Below are 20,283 nucleotides of genomic sequence, written 5' to 3'. Positions count from 1 at the left end.
AGAGCAGCTTGCGCATGTAATGATATCGTGAGTAGTTTTTGAATGGAGGGTGATGTGATTAATGATCTCTAACATTCGAATTGGCTTATTTGTTTTAGCGATTGTCTTTGTAGTCCTTGTTTTCTTTTATTGGAAAAATGAAGAGTTGTACGAGGAGAAGAAGCAACGTATTAGAAAGACTTGGTATGGTTTGTTTATCATATCTGTCACCGTGTATTTCATGATAAAAGGAATCGATTTAACCCTCTGGAAAAATCTTTTAATGTTTACTGCAATGGTTATTTTTGTTGATATTGCGTTCATTTTAACGCCTAATATTTCAGAAATATGGGGTGCAAAATTTAGCGATATTGGCAAGACAGTTCAATCCATAAAACGATCATTAATTGCATCTAAAGCAAGAGGAGAAATATACACGACAATTATTCAAAATGTTAATCCAGCAGTATTCGGTACGATGGAATGGCATACGGAAGAGGAATATACAAAGAGCTTAAATGCATTTTTAGATTCATATGGGGAAAAGATTGGCGCGAAAATTGTTGTTTTTGAAGCTGCGAAGGAATTAAATACAAACTTTCGTGGTATTCGCTCACAATTTAGTATTATCGTCCCGTTAGAACATATCGAGCAATTGAATGAGCAGAAAGCGGTGCAAGTAGAAAATGTCGGGATTATACCAGCAAAAATAGTAAGTGACGTTTTCATTGTTATTGATGGAAAGAAAAATAACCTGCAAGATCGGGATTTTGAAAATGTATATAATTTAACAATACATCATAGTTATTTTAGTAAATAAGGACAGAATCTTTTTCTGTCCTTTTCTTCTATACATAAATTAAAAACAAAATCCGACAAAGTTGAATAAAATTGGACAATCATTCCTACACTAGCATGTAGAGGTGATTGTAGTGGTAAAAGATTATGACAATGATTTTTTTAAAGAAGATAACGAAGATACAACAGATTTCTCTTTAATAAAAGGGGATACGTTGCAGCAAGTAGAAGAATTAGAAGAAGAATTAAAAAGAAAATCATAAGTGTACACTCTTTCTACATTTGCTATATAATATAAATAAAAGGTTGTATCTTTTTGAAAAGGGGGAGAAGAGATGGCTGAAGTCAATGTACAAAAGTCTTCGTTTTTTAAAGAAAAAAAAGAAGAATCCAATACAGATTTCTCTCTTGTGAAAGGTGCATTAACGGAGAATATAAATCGGTTAGAGAAACTGATGAATAATAGTAGTTCAAAATATATACAGGTGAAAAGAACAAAAGAAAATGCATAGAGCATTTTCTTTTGTTTTTTATTTAATAGTAAACTTATCTTTTACTTTTTTAGGTAAATCTGTTTTCTGAATCTCTTCATAGGACTTTACTTCAATTGATGATATTTCATTGTTGCTATTATCATCTTGATCTACATAAAGGCGTAAAAACGCGTCTTCATTTAATTTATGATTGTTTTCTTTTTTTGTACTTCTAAATGTAATTTGTTTTTTGACGCCATCTTCATCATATGCGGACAGCGTATAGTTTCGTAAGTTTCTATGATCTACTTTTTCGATAGTTCCTTCGCCTTTTATCTGCATGTAATATACATCTTTACCAATTCTATTTAGTGACGCTCTCTCACAGCCAATAGTAAAACTAAAAAATAATAAACATAGTGTAATAATTGCTAAAAACTTTTTCATTTTCTTTATCTCCTTTAATGTGTTTCTTTAAAAAGTATACGACTATTATTAAATGAGAAAAATCGATGTAGATTACAACGCCCTTACAATGTTGTAAGAGTGTTGTACATAAAATGAACAATAAAAGTTAAAAGAAAGATAAAATAATGAATCATGGTATAATGATATGAGACTTACATATTATTTTTTCATTTTGAGAGGAGCTTGAAAAATGTATTCTACTTTAGAACAATTAACAAAGCACCCTGTATTTTTTCATTTTGCAGAAATTTCAAAGATTCCTAGAGGATCAGGTAATGAAAAGGAAATTAGTGATTATTTAGTGGGCTTTGCAAAAGAGCGTAACTTAGAAGTCATTCAAGATGAAGCATTAAATGTCATTATTAAAAAAGAAGCAACAGCTGGTTATGAAAATGTACCAGCTATTATTATTCAAGGTCATATGGATATGGTTTGCGAAAAAAATCAAGCAACAGTACATGATTTTGAAAAAGATCCAATTGAATTACGAATCATTGGGGACATGTTATATGCAAATCAAACAACTTTAGGTGCTGATAATGGTATTGCAGTTGCGTATGCATTAGCTTTATTAGATTCAAAAGAAATTCCGCATCCAGCACTTGAAGTCGTTATCACTACTGAAGAAGAAACGACAATGGGCGGAGCTTTTGCTATTGATCCAAATCATTTTGAAGGAAAGATATTTATAAATATTGATTCTGAAGAAGATCATAAATTACTTGTAAGTAGTGCAGGTGGTGCGAAAGCTGTTGAAACAATTCAAGTAATTTGGGATGAAACGCCAGCGAATATGGATGCATACCGTATATATGTTGGTGGTCTAAAAGGCGGCCATTCTGGTATGGAAATTGATAAACAACGCGGTAATGCGAACAAAGTATTAGGACGAGTATTACGTGATTTATCAGTACATACGGAGTTTTACATAAGTGAAGTTCACGGCGGATTAAAAACGAATGCAATTCCGCGTGAAAGTGTAGCTACAATTTTAATTCGTACAGAAGATGTAGGACAAGTAGAAGAAAAACTAGAATCATGGACACGTGTATTACAAGAAGAAATGCGTGCTGTTGATCCAGATGTTCATGTTACACTGACAAAATTGGATGAAAAAGTTGAAAATGTATTTGCTAAAGAGACACAAAAGCAGCTTATTTCATCATTATTCTTAATTCCAAATGGCATTCAAAGTATGAGCATGGATATTAAAGGTCTTGTAGAAAGTTCAACAAATTTAGGCGTTATTGAAACGTTGCAAGATGAAATTAAATTACGTAACGAAGTGCGAAGTTCTGTAAGTAGTTTAAAACAACATGTTGCAGAAGAAATCAAATATATTGCTGAATTAGTTGGTGCTACATTTGAAATAGAGTCAGAGTATCCAGAATGGCCATACAATCCAAACTCACAAATTCGTAATTTATTTGAAAAAGTACATCAAGAAAAATACAATAAAGAAATTGAAATCTTCGCTGTACATGCGGGGATTGAGTGTAGCGCATTCGTTCAAAAGATGCCTGAATTAGATGCAATTTCATTCGGACCAGACATTTTCAACGTCCACACTCCAGATGAACATATCAGTATCTCTTCTGTAGTGAATAACTGGGGATTCTTCATTGATGTAATGAAGGGTACGAAAGAATTAGCTAAGTAATAACGACGAAATAAAAAGGAGTCTATAAAAATTTATAGGCTCCTTTTTTGTATTGGAATTTATCCCACTATTTGCCGGGCAGCCCGATTGGTTCAACTAATAATCAGTGGGGGATGAATAAAACCACTACTGATTAAAGTTTCACTTTATGAGAAGTCATTTTTCGTTAGTATGTAATATTAAGCTTGAACAATTAATAAGGATGAATTGTTGATGTTTTTTAGTACTGATAAAGGGGTGGAGAAATGAAGGGAAGAAATCATTTTATTGTTTGTATGTTTTTATTGTTTTTCACATTTAGTTTTATTGGTGTTCAGAAAATAATAGCAGAAGAAGTTGAATTTTCAGGAACAACAGCTCCATTGAATATAAATGTTAGAGAGGCAAAAAGTTTAAATGCAAATATTGTAGATGTGATTCCCGGAAATACAAAAGTATCTTTTAAAGGATGGGAGTATGGTGAAGCGGTTAAAGATTACTGGACAGGAAATTTAGATAATCGTTGGTTTTATTATTTTAAAGATGGAAAAAAAGTATATGTAACGTCAGCGTATATTAATGGAAATCCCCCAAGTACACCAACAGACCGTAAATTATCTGTACCTAACATATTACAAGAAAGATCAAATTGGTGTTGGGCAGGCACTTCGGTTTCAGTTTTAAATTATTTTGGGAAAACTCCTTCACAAGATCAGTACGTTAGGTATGTTAAGGGTGGATCATATAATAATCCTGCAACTTCACGTGAAATACAATATGGATTATCGGGATATGGTGTTAGCTCAGCTATAAGTTCTGGAGCAAAATCTTATGATTGGTTCAAAAGTCAAATTAATAGTAATCAGCCGATGATTGCACTCATTATGTGGCAAAATGGAGCTAACATCGGACACTTTCTAGTACTTGATGGATTTTATAAAGGGACAAATGGAACAGATTATATAACATACATGGACCCTTGGTATGGTGATCATTATAATCATAATTTCAGTACGTTCCATAACAATAATAATTTTTGGTGGAGTGAAACTGTTTATAATATCCATGCAAACTAATAATATTAAAAGCGGGGGTTCATAAATGGGAAAACTACTTAAGCTTGTGATACTGTGCATGTGCTTAATGACCGTTATTATTTTCGCTAGTAAAATTAGTTATGCATCAAAAAATAAAAGTGAATCAGTACAATCGATCGCATTAAAAGATTATCAATATAGTAAGGGAAGTTCTTCTGAAAATTTAAGTTTTGAAAAAATAACAACATCTCCATTTTCGTTACCAATCTATGAAACAATTCCAGCACAGCAAATTTTAAATAGCTCTGAATTTAAGAATTTACTATTACCAACAAATGAAAAGCTGTGGTTTATTATGAAGGGTGAGCAGCCAGAAGGACTAATTGTTGCGAATGATACTGAACCGATTCGAACGGGCGGAGAAAATAGAAGTAAAGATTTATATGGATTATATAAAGCAATAAAAAATAATACAAATGAAACAAAAGATATTAGTTATTTCGAATTTGAAGGGCAAGGAATATTGGTAGTAAATCAAAATAATGATCAAGAAATATACCTTAGTAAAGGTGCCGCTGCCATATTAAAACTTCCTGCTGGTCAAAAAGTATTGAGCAGTGAAGTAATACAGAAAATGAAAGAGAGAATTGTAACTGGTTTTGAATAGTGGTAATATCTGATTTTTTTGTTTATACAAGGTTGAATAGGGAACAGGATCAATGGTAGCATTAGGGCATCTTTACTGTTTGAAACCTAATAGTGTATATAAAAAGGTTAGAGAAGTTAATTCTCTAACCTTTTTATATTAATGTCTGAAATTTAAAAAGTGATGGAGTAAACCAAATAATAAAAGTTTGTCTGCTCTTCTATTTTTATTTGCAATTTAAACTCGTTATATTCAGCTATCTATTGTACAACCTTTTTACATAGCTGAATTTTTTTATTTGAAAATAAGGGTGCATCTATAAAACCATAATGATAAACTAAAATACCTAATTCCACTCTAGAATTAATATGCCATTTTTCTTTAATATGATTAATTATCGTTGAAATTCTTCGAGGGGTAACATATATTTTTTTTGAAATTTCTGCATCTGTGTATCCTTTTGCTACATAAATAGCCACTTCTAACTCTCTTTCGGTCAACATTCTTTTCATAAAATACGCTCCTTCGAAATTATTTATATAAAAATCAAAAGAAACTATTAAAAGAAATAAAGGTGAAAAATCATATTTATTTTAATCCGGCTATTTGCGGGTAGTAAGACTCCGACCTCAAAATTTAGATGTGGCAAAGAAGTCGGACTCCCTGTAAAAGCCTGCCTGGGGTGGACTAATAATCAGTGGGGGTGAATAAAACGCACATTGATTATTAGTGAACCATATTTTAATAATTTCTCGTATTGTGATACAAGTTTGTAAAAGAAACTATAAATCCATATAATTAGTAATTGTAACTATATCAATTTTACATTACATTAAAAGTTGGAAAATATTCTTATACTCATAAAGTGTTACATTTGAGGGAGGAAAGATGGAATTCTACAATCTTGGTATTATTATTAAAGAACTTAGAAAGAAAAAAAACATGTCACAATCTGAATTATGTCATGGAATATGTTCACAAAGTCAAATTAGTAAGATAGAAAAAGGTATTATTTATCCATCTAGCATATTGTTGTATCAATTATCTGAAAGACTTGGTATTGATCCAAATTATATATTCGCACTAACCAAAAATAAAAAAATAAAATATATTGAAAATGTAAAATGTGTAATGAGAGATTGTGTAAAACAAAAACAATATAATGAGCTTTATGAAATAGTAAAAAAAGAGAAAAATGATAATAATTTCCAATCGAAAGAGGATAAACAATTTTTATTATGGCATGAAGCGATTGCTATATATTATGTAAATGGAGCAACAAGTAATGCTTTTGACATTTTAAATAGAGCACTAAAACAAACCTTAAGTAGTACTAACTTTTTATCAGAAAAAGAAATAAGCATAATGAATTCAATTGCTATAATACATGCAGAAAATGAAGAGTATGAGAAAAGTATAAATATATTAAAACAAAGTTTAATTAATTTTAATAAGATAGAATTTCCTAGAGAAAAAGAAATCAAATTAAGACTCATTCATACGTTAACAAAATGTTTACACCTTGCAAATCAATATGAAGAAGCAATAAAGTATAGTGAAATAGGTATAAAATTAGCCATAAATATGAATACTTTATACTTATTAGGTGAATTGTTTTTTGAAAAAGGTGCAATTTTATTGAAAGTTCAGCACTCTAATGAAGTTGGTTTAACAGACATAAAAAAAGCATTATTTATATTTGAACTAACTGAAAGAAAACAATATATAAAAATGATCAAGGAAAAATATATTAAAAATCAAGAATAAACAAGAAAGAATTTTAACATAAACTATTCCTAATTGTTATTTATTTCTAAAAAAAGTACTGTAATACGAACTATTCCTAATTGTTGTTTATTGCTAAAATGAATACCGTAATATTAGATAAATATAAAGGGTGGCATTTTATGAAATCAAGAGGAATTACTCGTAAAGCAGATAGTATGGGGCGTATTGTTATTCCAATGGAAATAAGACGGAGTTTAGGAATTGTAGAAAAAGATTCTCTTGAAATGTTTATAGAAGAGGATCAGATTATTTTACGAAAATATCAATCTCCAAGAGCTTGTGCACTTACAGGAGATATTTCAGACAGCAATATTTCGTTAGCGAATGGGAAGATTATCGTAAGTCCAAACGGGATGGAACTGTTAATAAAGAAGTTACAGCAATATCTTTTAAAGTAAAAGATAAGTAAGAACTTTAAAATAGAATATACTTGGAAAAAGTCCTCTATTCATTTAGGGGGCTTTTTTATTGTTATCAATAAAATTGAGAGGCCGTAGTTGGTTCAATGGAATACGGATTACCTTATAAATAGTCTGACTATTTTTTATAAAAAAACTATTTATTTACATTTTTTTGTTTCGTGTTATATTTTTAATGTTAACATAGTTGTATTGAAAATTCTGATTTTAAAATTAGGAAAACTTTAGAAAATGAAATACTCTTACTTGAATTGAAAATCATATAAACATAGTTTGAAAGTAAAGTATGAAAATGAATCAGATTTTCAAATTAAATTTGCCAAATCAATGGAGGTTCGTGGGGGAAATGTAACTAAGAAGAAATCTCTTATACTCCATGTTTTTTATTTGTAAATCGGTAATTCTAATAGCTCTGACGAAAAGTAAAGGAGTAAAAAAGAAGTGGATAGTTTGTTTAATAGAAGATAGGGTGTAAAAAATAAAACAACGGAGGTTTTATAATGAATAAAGGAATACTGCAGATTACAGAAATTGAAGAAATTACTATTCCGAATCTATTGAAGGATAAAATGAAGAATCTGATAGAAAATGAATTAAAAACTCATAATCCTTATACTTGTGATCAAGAAATAGCAGCATATTTTTCAAAAGAGTGGCTTAATTGTTTGATTGACTATTCAAAGAAAACTCCGAATTCAGACATGAAAAATCTACTACATATGATAAAAATAGCGAATTGTGGTGGGAACGTACCGCCTATCCTTATTAAAAATACTCCATGTGATCCTATAGAAACACTATTACCTGGGGAAAATCGCAGAGGTTTTAATTATGGTGAAGACGAACACGATAGAATGAAAAAACATTTTTATGCAGAATGGGTCACCTGGCTTTTTGCCACACTTTTTAATTATGATGCTTTAATTCACCCATCCGAACATGCAGGGAAAAATAGATTTCATCTCATTTCACCTTTAAACAACGATGAAGTTTTGCGAAATGTCGGTGCAAGCACCGGTGGCGGGAACTTTTATCAACATAACGATGCCACAGTGTATACAGATATGAAAGACCAATCAGATATTGAAGCAAGATTGAAAACATTCAATACGAATTTAGAAATTGTATCAAATAGACTTAATAAATCCGTGGAACGAATAGTGTCTGAAATTACTTGTGGAAAATTTACTAGAGTTGATGCTCTTTTATTAAAAGGAGTGTTAAATTTAAAAACTCAAACTCATATTGGAACGCCAAAATTACTTCAAAAGCATCTTGAAGAAAATTTCTTCAGTAAAGATGACATATTGGCGATAAGTAAAATGCCTATTGCTCATATCGCAGGAATGGCTGATGGTGAAATATCGGGATTTGTAGGGGAAATAAACCAAATTATATTTTTAGATGATAATGGTGATATTATTGCAACTTGTTTAAATGGAGCAGAGAATAGATTGATTTATGTAGGAGAAAGTGAAGAAGAAAAATTGAAATTTGACATGTTTTTAGAACTCTTACGAACAACGCCTACTTATAAGGTTCCACTTACATCTGAAGATTTATTAATTATCCCAAATTCATACTATGGTAAACAAACAAATGTAACTCATGGTAGAGAAAGGTTATCTGAGGAAGAATATAAAATCCCGATTGGAAATAATAAATACGGAAGAAGAATTGTTTGCAGGCAATACGTTTCCAGCCGATTACGTGATCAGAAAGAAAGTTACTTTAAAGATTTAATTAACTAGTTTAAAGAGAGGAGGGAAGATGGGGAGGTTTGGGGTATAATAGCTCAAGCCTTCCCATATTCTTTGTATGGATTTTACTATTGAATTACTCATACTACTATTTTTAGTAGCTGTATTAGCAGGATGGATAGATACGATTGCTGGAGGCGGTGGTATGATAACTATCCCGATAATGTTATTAGTAGGTATGTCTCCTTCTGTAGCGATAGCAACTAATAAACTGCAAGGGAGTAGCGGAACTCTCATGGCAACAGTGTTTTTTATTAAGAAGAAAGAAATTAATCTTAAAGAAATGCGTTTGTCCATCTTAATGACCTTTTTTGGATCAGTTTTCGGTGGATGGCTTGTTTTACAGATACGAGCAGAATATCTAATTATGATATTACCTTTTTTACTTGTTTTTATTGGCATTTATTTTCTATTATCTCCAAATATAGCAAACGAAGATCGACCGAGAAAAATAAGTATGTTGTTGTTTGCGTTAACAGTGGCTCCGTTACTGGGATTTTATGATGGTTTCTTCGGCCCAGGAACAGGTAGTTTAATTGCTTTAGCATTCATTCTTTTATGTGGATATAGTGCTACACGGGCGACTGCAAATGCTAAGATTTTGAACTTTACAAGTAATTTCGCTGCTTTGTTATATTTTATTATTTTTGGCCAAATCGATTGGACAATTGGGTTGATTATGATGCTTGGTCAAATTATAGGATCATATATTGGAGCGAAGATGGTGCTTACAAAAGGGACGGCATTAATACGACCAATAGTGGTTATTGTTTGCTTTGTCATGGCAATTAAGATTTTTTTACAAAATATGAACTAAATGTAATCAATATATTATTTGTATCAAAGTTAGAGTGTTTTCATGTTCCTATTGCAGTATTACGCTGTTTAAGATGTGTTCAAAATTACACAATTTGACTAGTGTAATGTATTGCGTTATGCTTTTTTATAGTATAAAAGAAAGGCTTGAAGATAATGATTCGTCGTTTGAGAAAGCTAAAAAATGTAGCAGTCGTAGTAAGCTTCTAAGTAAATAGCAATATATATAATACTTAGAAGCGAGGAATAAAGTTATGAAGCATCCATTATTTAATCATTGGTCAGAAACAAAGTATATAAAAGATATAGTAACAAATCCACTCATTGAAGTAGGAGAGTACTCCTATTATTCAGGCTATTATAGTCATCAAAATTTTGAAGATGGCTGTGTAAGGTATTTGTGGGGAGATGCTAAGTCCCAAGCACTGTTCAATCCAATTGAACAGATGGGATGGCACCTTGACAAACTCATTATTGGGAATTATGTTTGCATAGCAAGCGGGGTAGTCATTTTAATGGGTGGTAATCATAATCATCACTCAGAATGGATTACAGTATATCCATTCGCTGAGCAAATTAAACAATCATATGAACCTAAGGGAGATACAGTCATTAAAAGTGATGCTTGGATTGGAATGAATGCTATAATAATGCCTAGCGTTACTATTGGTGAAGGTGCAATTGTTGCTGCAGGATCAGTCGTAAGTAAAGATGTTCCGCCGTATACAATAGTTGGTGGAAATCCTGCTAAGGAAATAAAGAAACGATTCACTGATACAGAAATAAACATGTTAATGGAAATGCGTTGGTTTGATTGGGATAGGAAATTGATTGAGAAGGCAATTCCGCTGTTATCTAGTCCATCCATCGAACCATTATTTGCTTTTTATAAAAATGAAGTGAAAAATAAATAAATCAGTTAGAAAAACTACATCCAGTATAGGGTGTAGTTTTTTATTTTTTGTAAATGTGGAACAAATGTATTATTTAGATTGTCTATTAACTGTAATCCTAAAAAATATGAAAGTGTGAATCATTTTGAAAAATATAAGGGGATTAAAAATAAGGATATGTGTGGGAATACAAAGTATTAGCGCACCTGAAAATGTCGGATGAGATGGTCTATATGAAAGCGATTCTAACGTTTTATATGTATATACAATTTGAGAACACTTTCTATTTTTTTGCGGGATTATGTTAAAATAACGCTTTTTTTAAGTACAAAGAAATTGGAGGTAACAGAAGTGAAAGGTATGTTTTGCAATAGAGTTATTGCAATAGTAACAGTGCTTACACTATTTTGTAGCATGGTCGTTACAATTGGAAAAGCAGCAGCGGAAACAGATCCTGCTATAGACGTTGAAGCAGGATCAGCAATTTTAATAGAAGCAAATTCTGGAAAAATTTTATATGAAAAAAATGCAGATGAATCATTGGCAATTGCTAGTATGACAAAAATGATGAGCGAATACTTAGTTCATGAAGCGGTGGATAAAGGAAAACTTAAATGGGATCAAAAAGTTAAAATCTCTGAATATGCACATAAGATTTCGCAAGATCGTTCACTATCAAATGTTCCATTAGAAAATGGTGGCTCTTATACGGTAAAAGAGTTATATGAGGCAATGGCAATTTACTCTGCAAATGGTGCAACAATTGCTTTAGTTGAACAGATTGCTGGTAAAGAGGTCAATTTTGTAAAAATGATGAACGATAAGTCAAAAGAGTTTGGTATGAAAGACTATAAGTTTGTAAACTCTACTGGCTTAACAAATCAAGATTTAAAAGGATATCACCTAGAAGGGACAACTCTAGACGAGAAAAATAAAATGTCTGCAAGGGATTGTGCAATTTTAGCACAACGTCTTATTCAAGATTTTCCCCAAATATTAAATACAGCAAAAATTCCTAAAAAAACATTCCAAGAGGGTGGTAAATATCCAATTGATATGGCGAACTTTAACTGGATGTTAAAAGGTTTAATTAAGCAATATGAAGGTGTAGATGGTTTGAAAACAGGAACGACTCCAGAAGCGGGAGATTGTTTCACTGGTACAGTAGAAAGAAATGGTATGCGCCTAATTTCTGTAGTGATAAAAGCAAAATCTCATACGGCACGTTTTGATGAAACAAAGAAATTATACGATTATGGATTTGCGAATTTTGAAGTGAAGAATGTCTACGGAAAAGATTCAGTAATAAAAGGACATGAAACAGTTCGAGTGGCAAATGCAAAAGACAAAGATGTAGTAGTTCAAACGAAGCAAGCTGTTTCACTTCCAATGCCGAAGGGCAATAAAGACATTTATAAAAAAGAATTTAAAGTATCGAATACGGAACAAGAAGCGCCTATTAAAAAAGGTGTAACAATTAGTAAAATGATTATCTCGTCTAAAGATAATACAGATCCTGGGTTCTTATCAGGTAATTCATTACAAATAGACCTTGTAACAAAATCTGATGTGGAACAAGCAAATTGGCTTACACGTTTTATACGTAAAACAGGATCTTTTTTTAGTGGTATGTGGGATCGTACGATTGATATAGTAAAAAGCTAATTTTATAGGATACAACTAAATATTAGTTTGAAACAAAAGGTTTCAAAGCACTATAGATTCTTATGTGGATAGCTTGGAATGTCAGGGTGTAATTTTTTCTTCTTACTTTGTGCATTGCAATGACACTACTTTTTTCTATAGTTTCGTATCATGTAATCGAAAAGAAATGTATCAACTGGGCAAAACAAAGAACAACAAATTTTTTGAAAAAAGTATAAGTCCTAGAGGGATTTTATTTCTTTAGTAAATATACGAATATGACCGATTCCTTAGTATACTTGGGAATCGGTCAATTTTGGATTCTAAATGTAAATATAGTAAAGTGGAATATAATTGAAATCGAAAACCACTTAGAAATAACAATTACGGTGTGAGCTATTGTATAGTATAGATATGTTTAAAAATAAAGGGGGAATACATATGTGGAAGCGATTTGTAGCAATTGGTGATAGTTTTACAGAGGGGATAGGGGATGAAGTTGAGGGAATTGCATTAAAAAGCTGGGTAGATCATTTTGTTCAACTGTGTGAAAAAGATATAGAATATGCCAATTTTGCAAAGCGTGGGTTAGTAACTGAAGAAATTCGCTTGCAGCAATTGGAAAAGGCGTTAACTTTTAATCCAGATTTGGTTAGTCTCATTGCAGGGGCAAACGATGTTTTAAAAGGACGTTGGAATCATGATGCATATAAGAACGATATGGAATTTATGATAGATACATTAAGTAAAGCAGGGGCTGATATTATTATAGCAAACCTTCCTGATTTTACAGTTAGGCTTCCTTTTGCTTCTGAAAAAAAACAAGAAATAAAAGAACAATTATTAGAGGCAAATGAAGTTATACATTCACTGAGCAGAGAGTATAAGCTTCATCATGTTGATTTTTGGAATCATCATTTAGTTAATGACAATACGCTTTGGTCTAAGGATTTAATTCATCCAAACTCAAAAGGATATGTAAAAGTTGCTGAATTGATTTTTAGTAGTTTGCCTGTACAGAAGACAAAATAATAGTTTGCAATGTAACGAATATGATATTAAGTGTATGAAGCTATGTTTTTTAGTAAATGGAAAGAACTAAACATTTAGCAAACAAAGCGTTTCTACGATATATTTCTACAGTAGTGCACAAATACAGAATCACAAAGAAAGATCACTTATGGAAATAGGTGGTCTTTAAATGTTTTTATAACTAAATTAGTATATACTGTATTACTAACAATTTCGTACTACATAAAAATTAAGTTCTCTTATAGAAAAACTGATTTTATATTATCTTAAAATATAATAACATGTTCAAATGATATTTTGGGTATGTATCCTAATTGTGAATGATGTGTAATTTTTTTTGAAGTATAAATATCCAATAAATAAAATAGGTAGTAGGTGCAGAAGTATTAATACTATATTATTCAATTCTTGTTATGAGTACATTAGTGATTGGTAATATTATATTTTTATTATCAACTTTAGTTATTGGAATTAATTTGCATAGAAAATATGTAGGATAAGAAAAAATAAATATACTTTATTGTATATTTATTTTTTTGTTTAGTAGGATTTATAGTCTCTATAAACTATTATGTTAATAAAATTAAAAAACTTAATTCTTGATATCCTTATGGCTAAAGCTATCTATAAAATGACAATATAACTAAATAATTGTTTGGTATGATTTGTGGATTTAGTTTTTTATCCGAATTTTCTGATTCAAATATTTCAACTTTATGAATATAGTAGGTGAAATATTTGTGTGATAGTATTTGAGATAGAAAAAAGCCAACTTTAAAAAGGATGTGAATTGAATGTGCAAACGACTGTAAAGGGTTATATTAAGGAAACGTTTAGCTGTTATTAGTGTAAGGTAAAGATATATTTTGTAACAGTTGATATAAAAATGAAGAAATAGGTACGCTTTCGTTTGTCTGACTATTTTAAATATATGAAAAACAAGAGTGGTTTGAGTTTTGACGAAGTTAAATTCTAGGTGAGATGTCAATAATGATTAATTAAGTTTAATAAAGAGGTACCTTATACGCAAAAGCGTTTATATTAGTAACCTAAGGAGCTTGCTTTTATGAAAACTACTGATTCAAAAGGCCTATTAGGAAATAGGGTTTATTTACAAGTTTTCTCTGCCTATTCATTGCTTATGCTTGGTGTTTTTATTGATATGTTAGCGATTATGACTATAGTTGGGTTTGAATGGGAAGTAGATCCTACTATGATTGGATTGATTCCTGTTGCATATGCACTTCCTGGAATTATTTTTGGCTCATGGGCAGGTGTTATTGCAGATCGTTTTAGAAAAATTCCAATTATGATGTTCTGTAATCTAATGGTTGGTCTAATAACAATTGCTCTTTTATTTGTACAAGATATCCACTGGCTCTTAGTGGCATTAATGATTCGTTCCATTTTTATTGTTTTCTATTATCCTGCACAGCAAACACTAACAAGACAGATTGTATCCCCGGACTTGCTTACTAAAGCAGTAAGTATCAACGGAATAGTAGAGCAGGGTACAAAGATAGTAGGCCCACTTATAGGGGGCATGTTGCTGAGTTGGTTTCAACCAGAGTTCTGCCTCATTATAAGAGCTATAAGTTGTTTATTAGCTACCTTAGTTCTCATACCCACAATAAAATTTAAAGAAACTATATCGAAAGAATTTGTTGAAAAGCAAAAACAAAGTACTTGGACCGCTTGGGTACAAGGGTGGGGTTATGTGTTATCTAATCGGATAATATTATCAACCATGATTTTCGTTACAATAGCCATGGCAGTATTACAATTAGTAGACTCACAATTCCCAACTTTATTTAAGAGTTTATTCCCACATGATAAAAGTAAAATGGGATATATCATTTCTATTATTGGTCTTGGCGGAATACTTGGTGCATTACTAACTCAGAAATTAAAACAATTTCAATATGGCTGGGTAGTATGTGGAGGTATGGTTTTAATGGGAATTGGTTTTGGGGGGATTGGTTTGATAACGCCCGGTACGGTCTTCGTTTTAGCCTATTTAATTAGTTTTATCGCTGGTATTGGAAGTGGGCTGATGCTTGTATCTAATCAAGTCATATTACAAATAGAATCCGATCAAGATCAAGTAGGAAGAGTATTTGGTATACAAAGCAGTTTAACAAACGCAGTTTTAATTATTTCCCCTGCTATGAGTGGCCCATTAGTGCATTTATTTGGAGTAACTCAACTCTATGTTTATGGAGGGATTGGGCTTGTTATTATTGGAGTAATTGGAGTTTCACTGCAGAAATATTTATGGGCTAAACATAAACACGAACCAATAAGAGCAAATAATTTTTGAAGGGAAGATTTTTATGACCAATGAGGAATGTTATCCATTAAGCCATCCGCAGCGAAGAATATGGTATACAGAAGTTATTCATTCTGATAAAGGAATATGTAATTTAAGATTTTTATTTAAACTTCATCGGAAAATGAACTATTCAAAATTAAACCAAGTTGTGAATCGCGTTATCAGTGAAAATGACGGTCTGTGCATTAGGTTAAAAGAAAATGGGCATCAGGAACCGAAACAATATTTTATTAAACATGAAGAACAAGAATTTGAGTTTTTTGATTTCAGTAATGTGGAGAATACAAATTTGCTTGAGGAATGGATTGAGCAGAAAACAAAAGAAACGTTTACATTATTTAATTCCAATTTATACTATTTCGCTTTAATAAAATTAAACGATAATGAATGTGCAGTCTTTGGAAATGTTCATCATATTATTATGGATGGTTTATCAATTCAAATATTTACTGAGCAGATTGCAAAATATTATTATGACATGCATAACGAGAATGAGGAAGGCGAAATTAAAAATTCATATGTTCAATTTCTGACCAATGAACAAACATACTTGAATAGTAGTCGTTTTCAAAAAGATCAAAAATTTTGGTTAGAGGAATTTAAAACACTGCCATCTATGACCGGGTTGAAGCCTTATAATACGTACCAAGTTAGTACCAAAGCATCACGTGAGACGTTTATATTAACGGAGCATTTGAAGAGAAAGATAGAAAAATTTTCTGAAGATTACAATTTTGGTTTATACACCCTTTTTGTTGCTGCTTTCTCGTTGTCCATGTATCGGTGGACCTCATCGCTTGATATTGGTTTAGGAATGGCTTACGGCAACCGTATGACTAAAATGGAACGAAAATTGATTGGAATGATGGTGAGTACAGTTCCTTTAAGAATGGATATTGATCCAGAAGAAGAAGTACTTTCATTTATTAGTAGGGTGTCCAGAAAACAAAGTAAATCATTAAGACACCAGAAATATCCATTTGATTTGTTATTAAAGCAGATTAATAAAGAGAATAACAGTAATGTGAGACTTTTCGGAACTACGATTGATTATAGGGATCGTGATGAAAGTGGTGACTCACTATGGATTCCAAACCGTGAAGAAGTACAAGATTTTGCAGTGCATATTGAAAATCTAATTGATATAGACTCTTTACATGTACATATTGATTATCGTGAGGAGCTATTTTCTAAGGAAGAGATAAAACGGTTTTTTAACGTGATGTTAGCGATAATGGAAAACACTTTTGAAAACCCAAAGCAGAAGGTGGCTGAAATAGAAATCATTTCTGAGGAAGATAAAAGAAAAAGTTTAGTTGAGTTCAACAATCCTAAACTGGATGTCCCGCCTCAAGTAACTATTCATGAAATGTTCGAACGGCAAGCGATGATTTATCCAAATGCTATTGCAGTTACGTATGAAAAAGAAAAAATTACTTATAAGGAGCTTAATGGACGTGCAAACCAGTTAGCTCATTATCTGCAGAAAAAAGGAGTAGGACCTGATACTTTAGTTGGACTGTGCGTTGAACGTTCCCACGAGATGATTGTAGGTATTTTAGGGATTTTGAAGGCTGGTGGGGCTTATGTCCCACTTGATCCAACATATCCAGAGCAACGACTTCAATATATTTTAGAAGATGCTAGCATTCAGTTATTCGTAACGCAAGAAAGTTTAAAAGAATTGAACTGGTTACCAGAAAATGTTGAGTCGATTTGCCTGGATCGTGATCAAGATGAGATTGGGAAAGAAAGTAAGACTTTGCCGGTTTCTAGTGTCGGTCCCAAAAATCTGGCATATGTAATCTATACTTCGGGATCAACGGGAAATCCAAAGGGCGTTATGATAGAACATCACAATGTCATTCGGTTATTTAAATCGACGGATTGTTGGTATCAGTTTAATGAAAAAGATACTTGGACGCTTTTTCATTCGTATGCATTTGATTTCTCAGTATGGGAAATTTGGGGAGCGTTATTATATGGTGGAAAATTAGTTGTTGTTCCGTACTGGATTAGTCGATCACCTAAGGATTTTTATCAATTATTGGTGGAGGAAGAAGTCACAGTTCTAAATCAGACACCTTCCGCATTTCGACAATTAATACAAGTGTGTGAACAAGAAGATAAGAATAAAAATTTGCAGCTGCGTTATGTCATATTTGGCGGAGAAGCGTTAGAACCTACTAGCTTGTTACCGTGGTTTCAAAGGTATGGGGAGAAAAAACCACAGTTAATTAATATGTATGGAATTACAGAAACTACAGTTCATGTTACATATTATCCAATTACTTTAGATGATGTGCAGCATGTTTCAAGAAGTAATATTGGAAAGCGGATTCCCGATTTAGAAGTGTATATACTAGACGCTTATCAACAACCTGTTCCTATAGGTGTTGATGGTGAACTTTATATTGGCGGGGCAGGGCTTGCACGTGGGTATTTAAATAGACCTGAATTAACAGCAGAGCGTTTTATATCTCATCCATTTAGTAGTGATCTGAAAGCAAGATTATACCGGACAGGAGACTTAGCGAGGTATTTGCCAGATGGGAATCTAGATTATCATGGAAGAATTGATCATCAGGTTAAAATACGTGGTTTCCGAATTGAGATTGGGGAAATTGAGTCTACTTTACATACATATGCATATGTAAAAGAGGCAGTTGTAATTGTAAGAGAAGATCAGCCAGGCGATAAACGATTAGTAGCATATGTTGTAGGAGATGGAAATGTAGATGCGTGGAGAGAATATCTTAAAGCGAAACTACCAAGTTATATGGTTCCTTCGGGATTTGTGGCGATGGAAGCTATTCCACTTACAACTAACGGTAAAGTTGATCGTGAGGCCTTACCTATGCCGGAGGAAAAGCAGATTAATAGTGAATGTGTTGGCCCTCGGAATAGTAACGAACAAATACTAACTACCATTTGGAAGAGAGTATTAGGTGTTAAAAAGGTGGGAATCTATGATAATTTCTTTGAAATTGGTGGCGACTCGATTCTCAGTATTCAAATCATATCTCAAGCAAGTCAAGTGGGGTTAAAACTGACTCCAAAGCAAATGTTTGAATGCCCAACTATCGCTGAGCTGGCACAAGTGGCTATAGAAACGCAGGGAGTACAAGCGGAGCAGGGAATTGTGATAGGTGATGTGCCTCTTACTCCAATTCAGTGCTGGTTCTTCGAGCAAGAACATCCACATACAGAGCATTGGAATCAATCAATGCTTTTAAGAGTAAAAGAAAGATTGGATGTGAAATTACTAGAGGGAGCGATATTAAATTTACTGAAACATCATGATGCTTTACGTTTCCGGTACGAACAGTTACCAAACGGAACGTGGAGACAGAGAAATGAAGGGACTGATGAGCTGTCAGTACTCCATGTTGTAAAACGGAATCAAGTTAATGAAAAAGAGTGGAATAAAATAATACAAGAAGAGATGAATATTCATCAAGCTAGTTTCAATTTAATTACTGGTCCGTTAATGAAAGTAGTGTACTTTGAAGATAACTTGACTGAAAATGATCGAATATTCTGGGTGATACATCATTTAGTAGTAGATGGAGTGTCATGGAGGATTCTATTGGAAGATTTACAGGTGGTATATAACCAGATGAAACAAGGTCAAGAAATTCGCTTACCTGCGAAAAGTACATCTTTTAAAGAATGGTCTGAACGACTTCAGACATACAGTGATTCGGGTATTTCAAAAGAAGTAAAGGATTATTGGAATGAACAAGTAGAAAAAGAAACGATGAAAATTCCAATGGACTATCCAATACAAGAAACGACAGAAGAATCGATTGATCAAGTGACGAGGACTTTAGGAATAGAAGAAACACAAGCATTGTTTCACGAAGTTCTAGTCACTCATAAGACAAGGATTGATGAGGTACTATTAACGGCATTAGGACAAGCTATCGTCGATTGTACAAATCAGCAAACCGTTTCTATTCATCTAGAAGGACACGGGAGAGAAGAGATGATTGAAGGTATTGATTTATCAAGGACAGTGGGCTGGTTCACGAGTATTTATCCCGTTCATCTCAATTTTCAAGGAACTCAGACACCTATTGAAGGGTTAAAGGCAGTCAAAGAGCAATTGCGTCGAATCCCAAATCGCGGAGTTGACTATGGCATTTTACGTTACTTGAATAAAGGATTACTTCCGTTTTATCAGCAAAAGCCTTCAATAAGCTTTAACTATTTGGGCCAATTTGATCAGGTGTTTTCAAGGGACTCTTTGTTTATGCAAGAGACAGGATTTACATTTTTAGATCATGCTCCAGATTCCAAACCATCTCATCTAATTGATGTTATCGGAATGGTGAAAGATGAAAAGTTACATTTTATTTGGATGTATAGTAGGAAACAGTTTTCTAAATTAAAAATTCAAGTGATAGCAGATGGTATGTTGAGGCATCTTCGTCAACTTATAAATAAACCAACAACAGAGTCTGCTTTTACGGTATCAGATTTTGCTGATGCAGAGGATCTTACGGAAGAAAGCTTGAGCAAAGTATTACTTAAATTAACAAAGAAGAGGGTGTAAA

Annotated in this window: 17 protein-coding genes and 1 pseudogene; 16 read left to right on the top strand and 2 right to left on the bottom strand. The window is 32.4% G+C overall.

The window, feature by feature from the left end; translation table 11 throughout:
- The first annotated feature begins 61 nt into the window (after positions 1–61).
- From B9A45_RS17750 to spoIISB, 3 genes are all read left to right on the top strand, one after another.
- Positions 62–799 (top strand): type II toxin-antitoxin system SpoIISA family toxin, encoded by a 738-nt coding sequence (locus tag B9A45_RS17750; RefSeq protein ID WP_000624977.1) that lies wholly within the window; start codon positions 62–64, stop codon positions 797–799.
- 112 nt (positions 800–911) lie between these two features.
- Positions 912–1,040, top strand: a complete 129-nt coding sequence (locus B9A45_RS17745; protein WP_000237818.1) for a hypothetical protein — start codon at positions 912–914, stop codon at positions 1,038–1,040.
- A gap of 72 nt (positions 1,041–1,112) precedes the next feature.
- Positions 1,113–1,289 carry a stage II sporulation protein SB gene (gene spoIISB / locus B9A45_RS17740; RefSeq protein WP_000852629.1) on the top strand — a complete coding sequence of 59 codons (177 nt, stop codon included), beginning with the start codon at positions 1,113–1,115 and terminating at the stop codon, positions 1,287–1,289.
- A gap of 18 nt (positions 1,290–1,307) precedes the next feature.
- Here the strand turns inward: spoIISB and B9A45_RS17735 are convergent, their stop codons facing one another.
- On the bottom strand, positions 1,308–1,697 hold the full coding sequence (locus B9A45_RS17735) for a YxeA family protein (RefSeq protein ID WP_000713866.1): 390 nt from the start codon (positions 1,695–1,697) through the stop codon (positions 1,308–1,310).
- Between the two features lie 211 nt (positions 1,698–1,908).
- Between B9A45_RS17735 and pepD the strand changes: the two genes are divergently transcribed.
- The 3 genes from pepD (at position 1,909) to B9A45_RS17720 (ending at position 5,061) form a co-directional block, all read left to right on the top strand.
- The gene (gene pepD / locus B9A45_RS17730) at positions 1,909–3,378 is read left to right on the top strand and encodes a beta-Ala-His dipeptidase (protein WP_016109980.1); all 1,470 of its coding nucleotides are present in this window, start codon (positions 1,909–1,911) and stop codon (positions 3,376–3,378) included.
- Positions 3,379–3,623: 245 nt separating this feature from the next.
- Complete coding sequence (locus B9A45_RS17725; protein WP_000678508.1) at positions 3,624–4,433, top strand: papain-like cysteine protease family protein; 810 nt, start codon at positions 3,624–3,626, stop codon at positions 4,431–4,433.
- 25 nt (positions 4,434–4,458) lie between these two features.
- Positions 4,459–5,061 (top strand): hypothetical protein, encoded by a 603-nt coding sequence (locus B9A45_RS17720; protein WP_000517260.1) that lies wholly within the window; start codon positions 4,459–4,461, stop codon positions 5,059–5,061.
- A 239-nt stretch (positions 5,062–5,300) separates the two neighbouring features.
- On the opposite strand, the gene B9A45_RS17715 is transcribed toward B9A45_RS17720, so the two are convergent.
- Positions 5,301–5,552, bottom strand: a complete 252-nt coding sequence (locus tag B9A45_RS17715) for a response regulator transcription factor (RefSeq protein ID WP_000827560.1) — start codon at positions 5,550–5,552, stop codon at positions 5,301–5,303.
- Positions 5,553–5,928: 376 nt separating this feature from the next.
- On the opposite strand from B9A45_RS17715, the gene B9A45_RS17710 reads away from it, so the two are divergent.
- From B9A45_RS17710 to B9A45_RS17670, 10 genes and pseudogenes are all read left to right on the top strand, one after another.
- Positions 5,929–6,807 carry a helix-turn-helix domain-containing protein gene (locus B9A45_RS17710; protein ID WP_000397984.1) on the top strand — a complete coding sequence of 293 codons (879 nt, stop codon included), beginning with the start codon at positions 5,929–5,931 and terminating at the stop codon, positions 6,805–6,807.
- A gap of 140 nt (positions 6,808–6,947) precedes the next feature.
- Positions 6,948–7,226 carry an AbrB/MazE/SpoVT family DNA-binding domain-containing protein gene (locus tag B9A45_RS17705; protein WP_000842216.1) on the top strand — a complete coding sequence of 93 codons (279 nt, stop codon included), beginning with the start codon at positions 6,948–6,950 and terminating at the stop codon, positions 7,224–7,226.
- 521 nt (positions 7,227–7,747) lie between these two features.
- The gene (locus B9A45_RS17700) at positions 7,748–8,998 is read left to right on the top strand and encodes a hypothetical protein (protein ID WP_084064423.1); all 1,251 of its coding nucleotides are present in this window, start codon (positions 7,748–7,750) and stop codon (positions 8,996–8,998) included.
- Between the two features lie 67 nt (positions 8,999–9,065).
- Positions 9,066–9,824, top strand: a complete 759-nt coding sequence (locus B9A45_RS17695) for a TSUP family transporter (protein WP_000347986.1) — start codon at positions 9,066–9,068, stop codon at positions 9,822–9,824.
- 253 nt (positions 9,825–10,077) lie between these two features.
- Positions 10,078–10,737, top strand: coding sequence for a CatB-related O-acetyltransferase (locus B9A45_RS17690; protein WP_000682539.1), 660 nt, complete (start codon positions 10,078–10,080; stop codon positions 10,735–10,737).
- Between the two features lie 330 nt (positions 10,738–11,067).
- Positions 11,068–12,381 carry a D-alanyl-D-alanine carboxypeptidase family protein gene (locus tag B9A45_RS17685; RefSeq protein ID WP_016109985.1) on the top strand — a complete coding sequence of 438 codons (1,314 nt, stop codon included), beginning with the start codon at positions 11,068–11,070 and terminating at the stop codon, positions 12,379–12,381.
- A gap of 92 nt (positions 12,382–12,473) precedes the next feature.
- Positions 12,474–12,599 (top strand): annotated as a pseudogene (locus tag B9A45_RS31765) (acyltransferase); the annotation flags it as partial.
- 202 nt (positions 12,600–12,801) lie between these two features.
- Positions 12,802–13,392, top strand: a complete 591-nt coding sequence (locus B9A45_RS17680; RefSeq protein ID WP_000265873.1) for an SGNH/GDSL hydrolase family protein — start codon at positions 12,802–12,804, stop codon at positions 13,390–13,392.
- Between the two features lie 1,066 nt (positions 13,393–14,458).
- Positions 14,459–15,712 carry an MFS transporter gene (locus B9A45_RS17675; RefSeq protein ID WP_000858613.1) on the top strand — a complete coding sequence of 418 codons (1,254 nt, stop codon included), beginning with the start codon at positions 14,459–14,461 and terminating at the stop codon, positions 15,710–15,712.
- A gap of 13 nt (positions 15,713–15,725) precedes the next feature.
- Entirely contained in the window at positions 15,726–20,282 is a 4,557-nt protein-coding gene (locus B9A45_RS17670) for a non-ribosomal peptide synthetase (RefSeq protein ID WP_084064421.1), read from the top strand.
- Position 20,283 lies beyond the last annotated feature (1 nt).

The sequence above is a fragment of the Bacillus sp. JKS001846 genome, assembly GCF_900176455.1.
Taxonomy (GTDB): Bacteria; Bacillota; Bacilli; order Bacillales; family Bacillaceae_G; genus Bacillus_A; species Bacillus_A cereus.
This window is presented reverse-complemented; position numbering and strand designations above follow the sequence as displayed.

Excerpts from the sequence above, each read along its gene's own strand:
- B9A45_RS17750 (WP_000624977.1), top strand. The coding sequence starts at position 62 with ATGATCTCTAACATTCGAATTGGCTTATTTGTTTTAGCGATTGTCTTT.
- spoIISB (WP_000852629.1), top strand. The coding sequence starts at position 1,113 with ATGGCTGAAGTCAATGTACAAAAGTCTTCGTTTTTTAAAGAAAAAAAA.
- B9A45_RS17735 (WP_000713866.1), bottom strand. The coding sequence starts at position 1,697 with ATGAAAAAGTTTTTAGCAATTATTACACTATGTTTATTATTTTTTAGT.
- pepD (WP_016109980.1), top strand. The coding sequence starts at position 1,909 with ATGTATTCTACTTTAGAACAATTAACAAAGCACCCTGTATTTTTTCAT.
- B9A45_RS17725 (WP_000678508.1), top strand. The coding sequence starts at position 3,624 with ATGAAGGGAAGAAATCATTTTATTGTTTGTATGTTTTTATTGTTTTTC.
- B9A45_RS17720 (WP_000517260.1), top strand. The coding sequence starts at position 4,459 with ATGGGAAAACTACTTAAGCTTGTGATACTGTGCATGTGCTTAATGACC.
- B9A45_RS17715 (WP_000827560.1), bottom strand. The coding sequence starts at position 5,552 with ATGAAAAGAATGTTGACCGAAAGAGAGTTAGAAGTGGCTATTTATGTA.
- B9A45_RS17710 (WP_000397984.1), top strand. The coding sequence starts at position 5,929 with ATGGAATTCTACAATCTTGGTATTATTATTAAAGAACTTAGAAAGAAA.
- B9A45_RS17705 (WP_000842216.1), top strand. The coding sequence starts at position 6,948 with ATGAAATCAAGAGGAATTACTCGTAAAGCAGATAGTATGGGGCGTATT.
- B9A45_RS17700 (WP_084064423.1), top strand. The coding sequence starts at position 7,748 with ATGAATAAAGGAATACTGCAGATTACAGAAATTGAAGAAATTACTATT.
- B9A45_RS17695 (WP_000347986.1), top strand. The coding sequence starts at position 9,066 with ATGGATTTTACTATTGAATTACTCATACTACTATTTTTAGTAGCTGTA.
- B9A45_RS17690 (WP_000682539.1), top strand. The coding sequence starts at position 10,078 with ATGAAGCATCCATTATTTAATCATTGGTCAGAAACAAAGTATATAAAA.
- B9A45_RS17680 (WP_000265873.1), top strand. The coding sequence starts at position 12,802 with ATGTGGAAGCGATTTGTAGCAATTGGTGATAGTTTTACAGAGGGGATA.
- B9A45_RS17675 (WP_000858613.1), top strand. The coding sequence starts at position 14,459 with ATGAAAACTACTGATTCAAAAGGCCTATTAGGAAATAGGGTTTATTTA.
- B9A45_RS17670 (WP_084064421.1), top strand. The coding sequence starts at position 15,726 with ATGACCAATGAGGAATGTTATCCATTAAGCCATCCGCAGCGAAGAATA.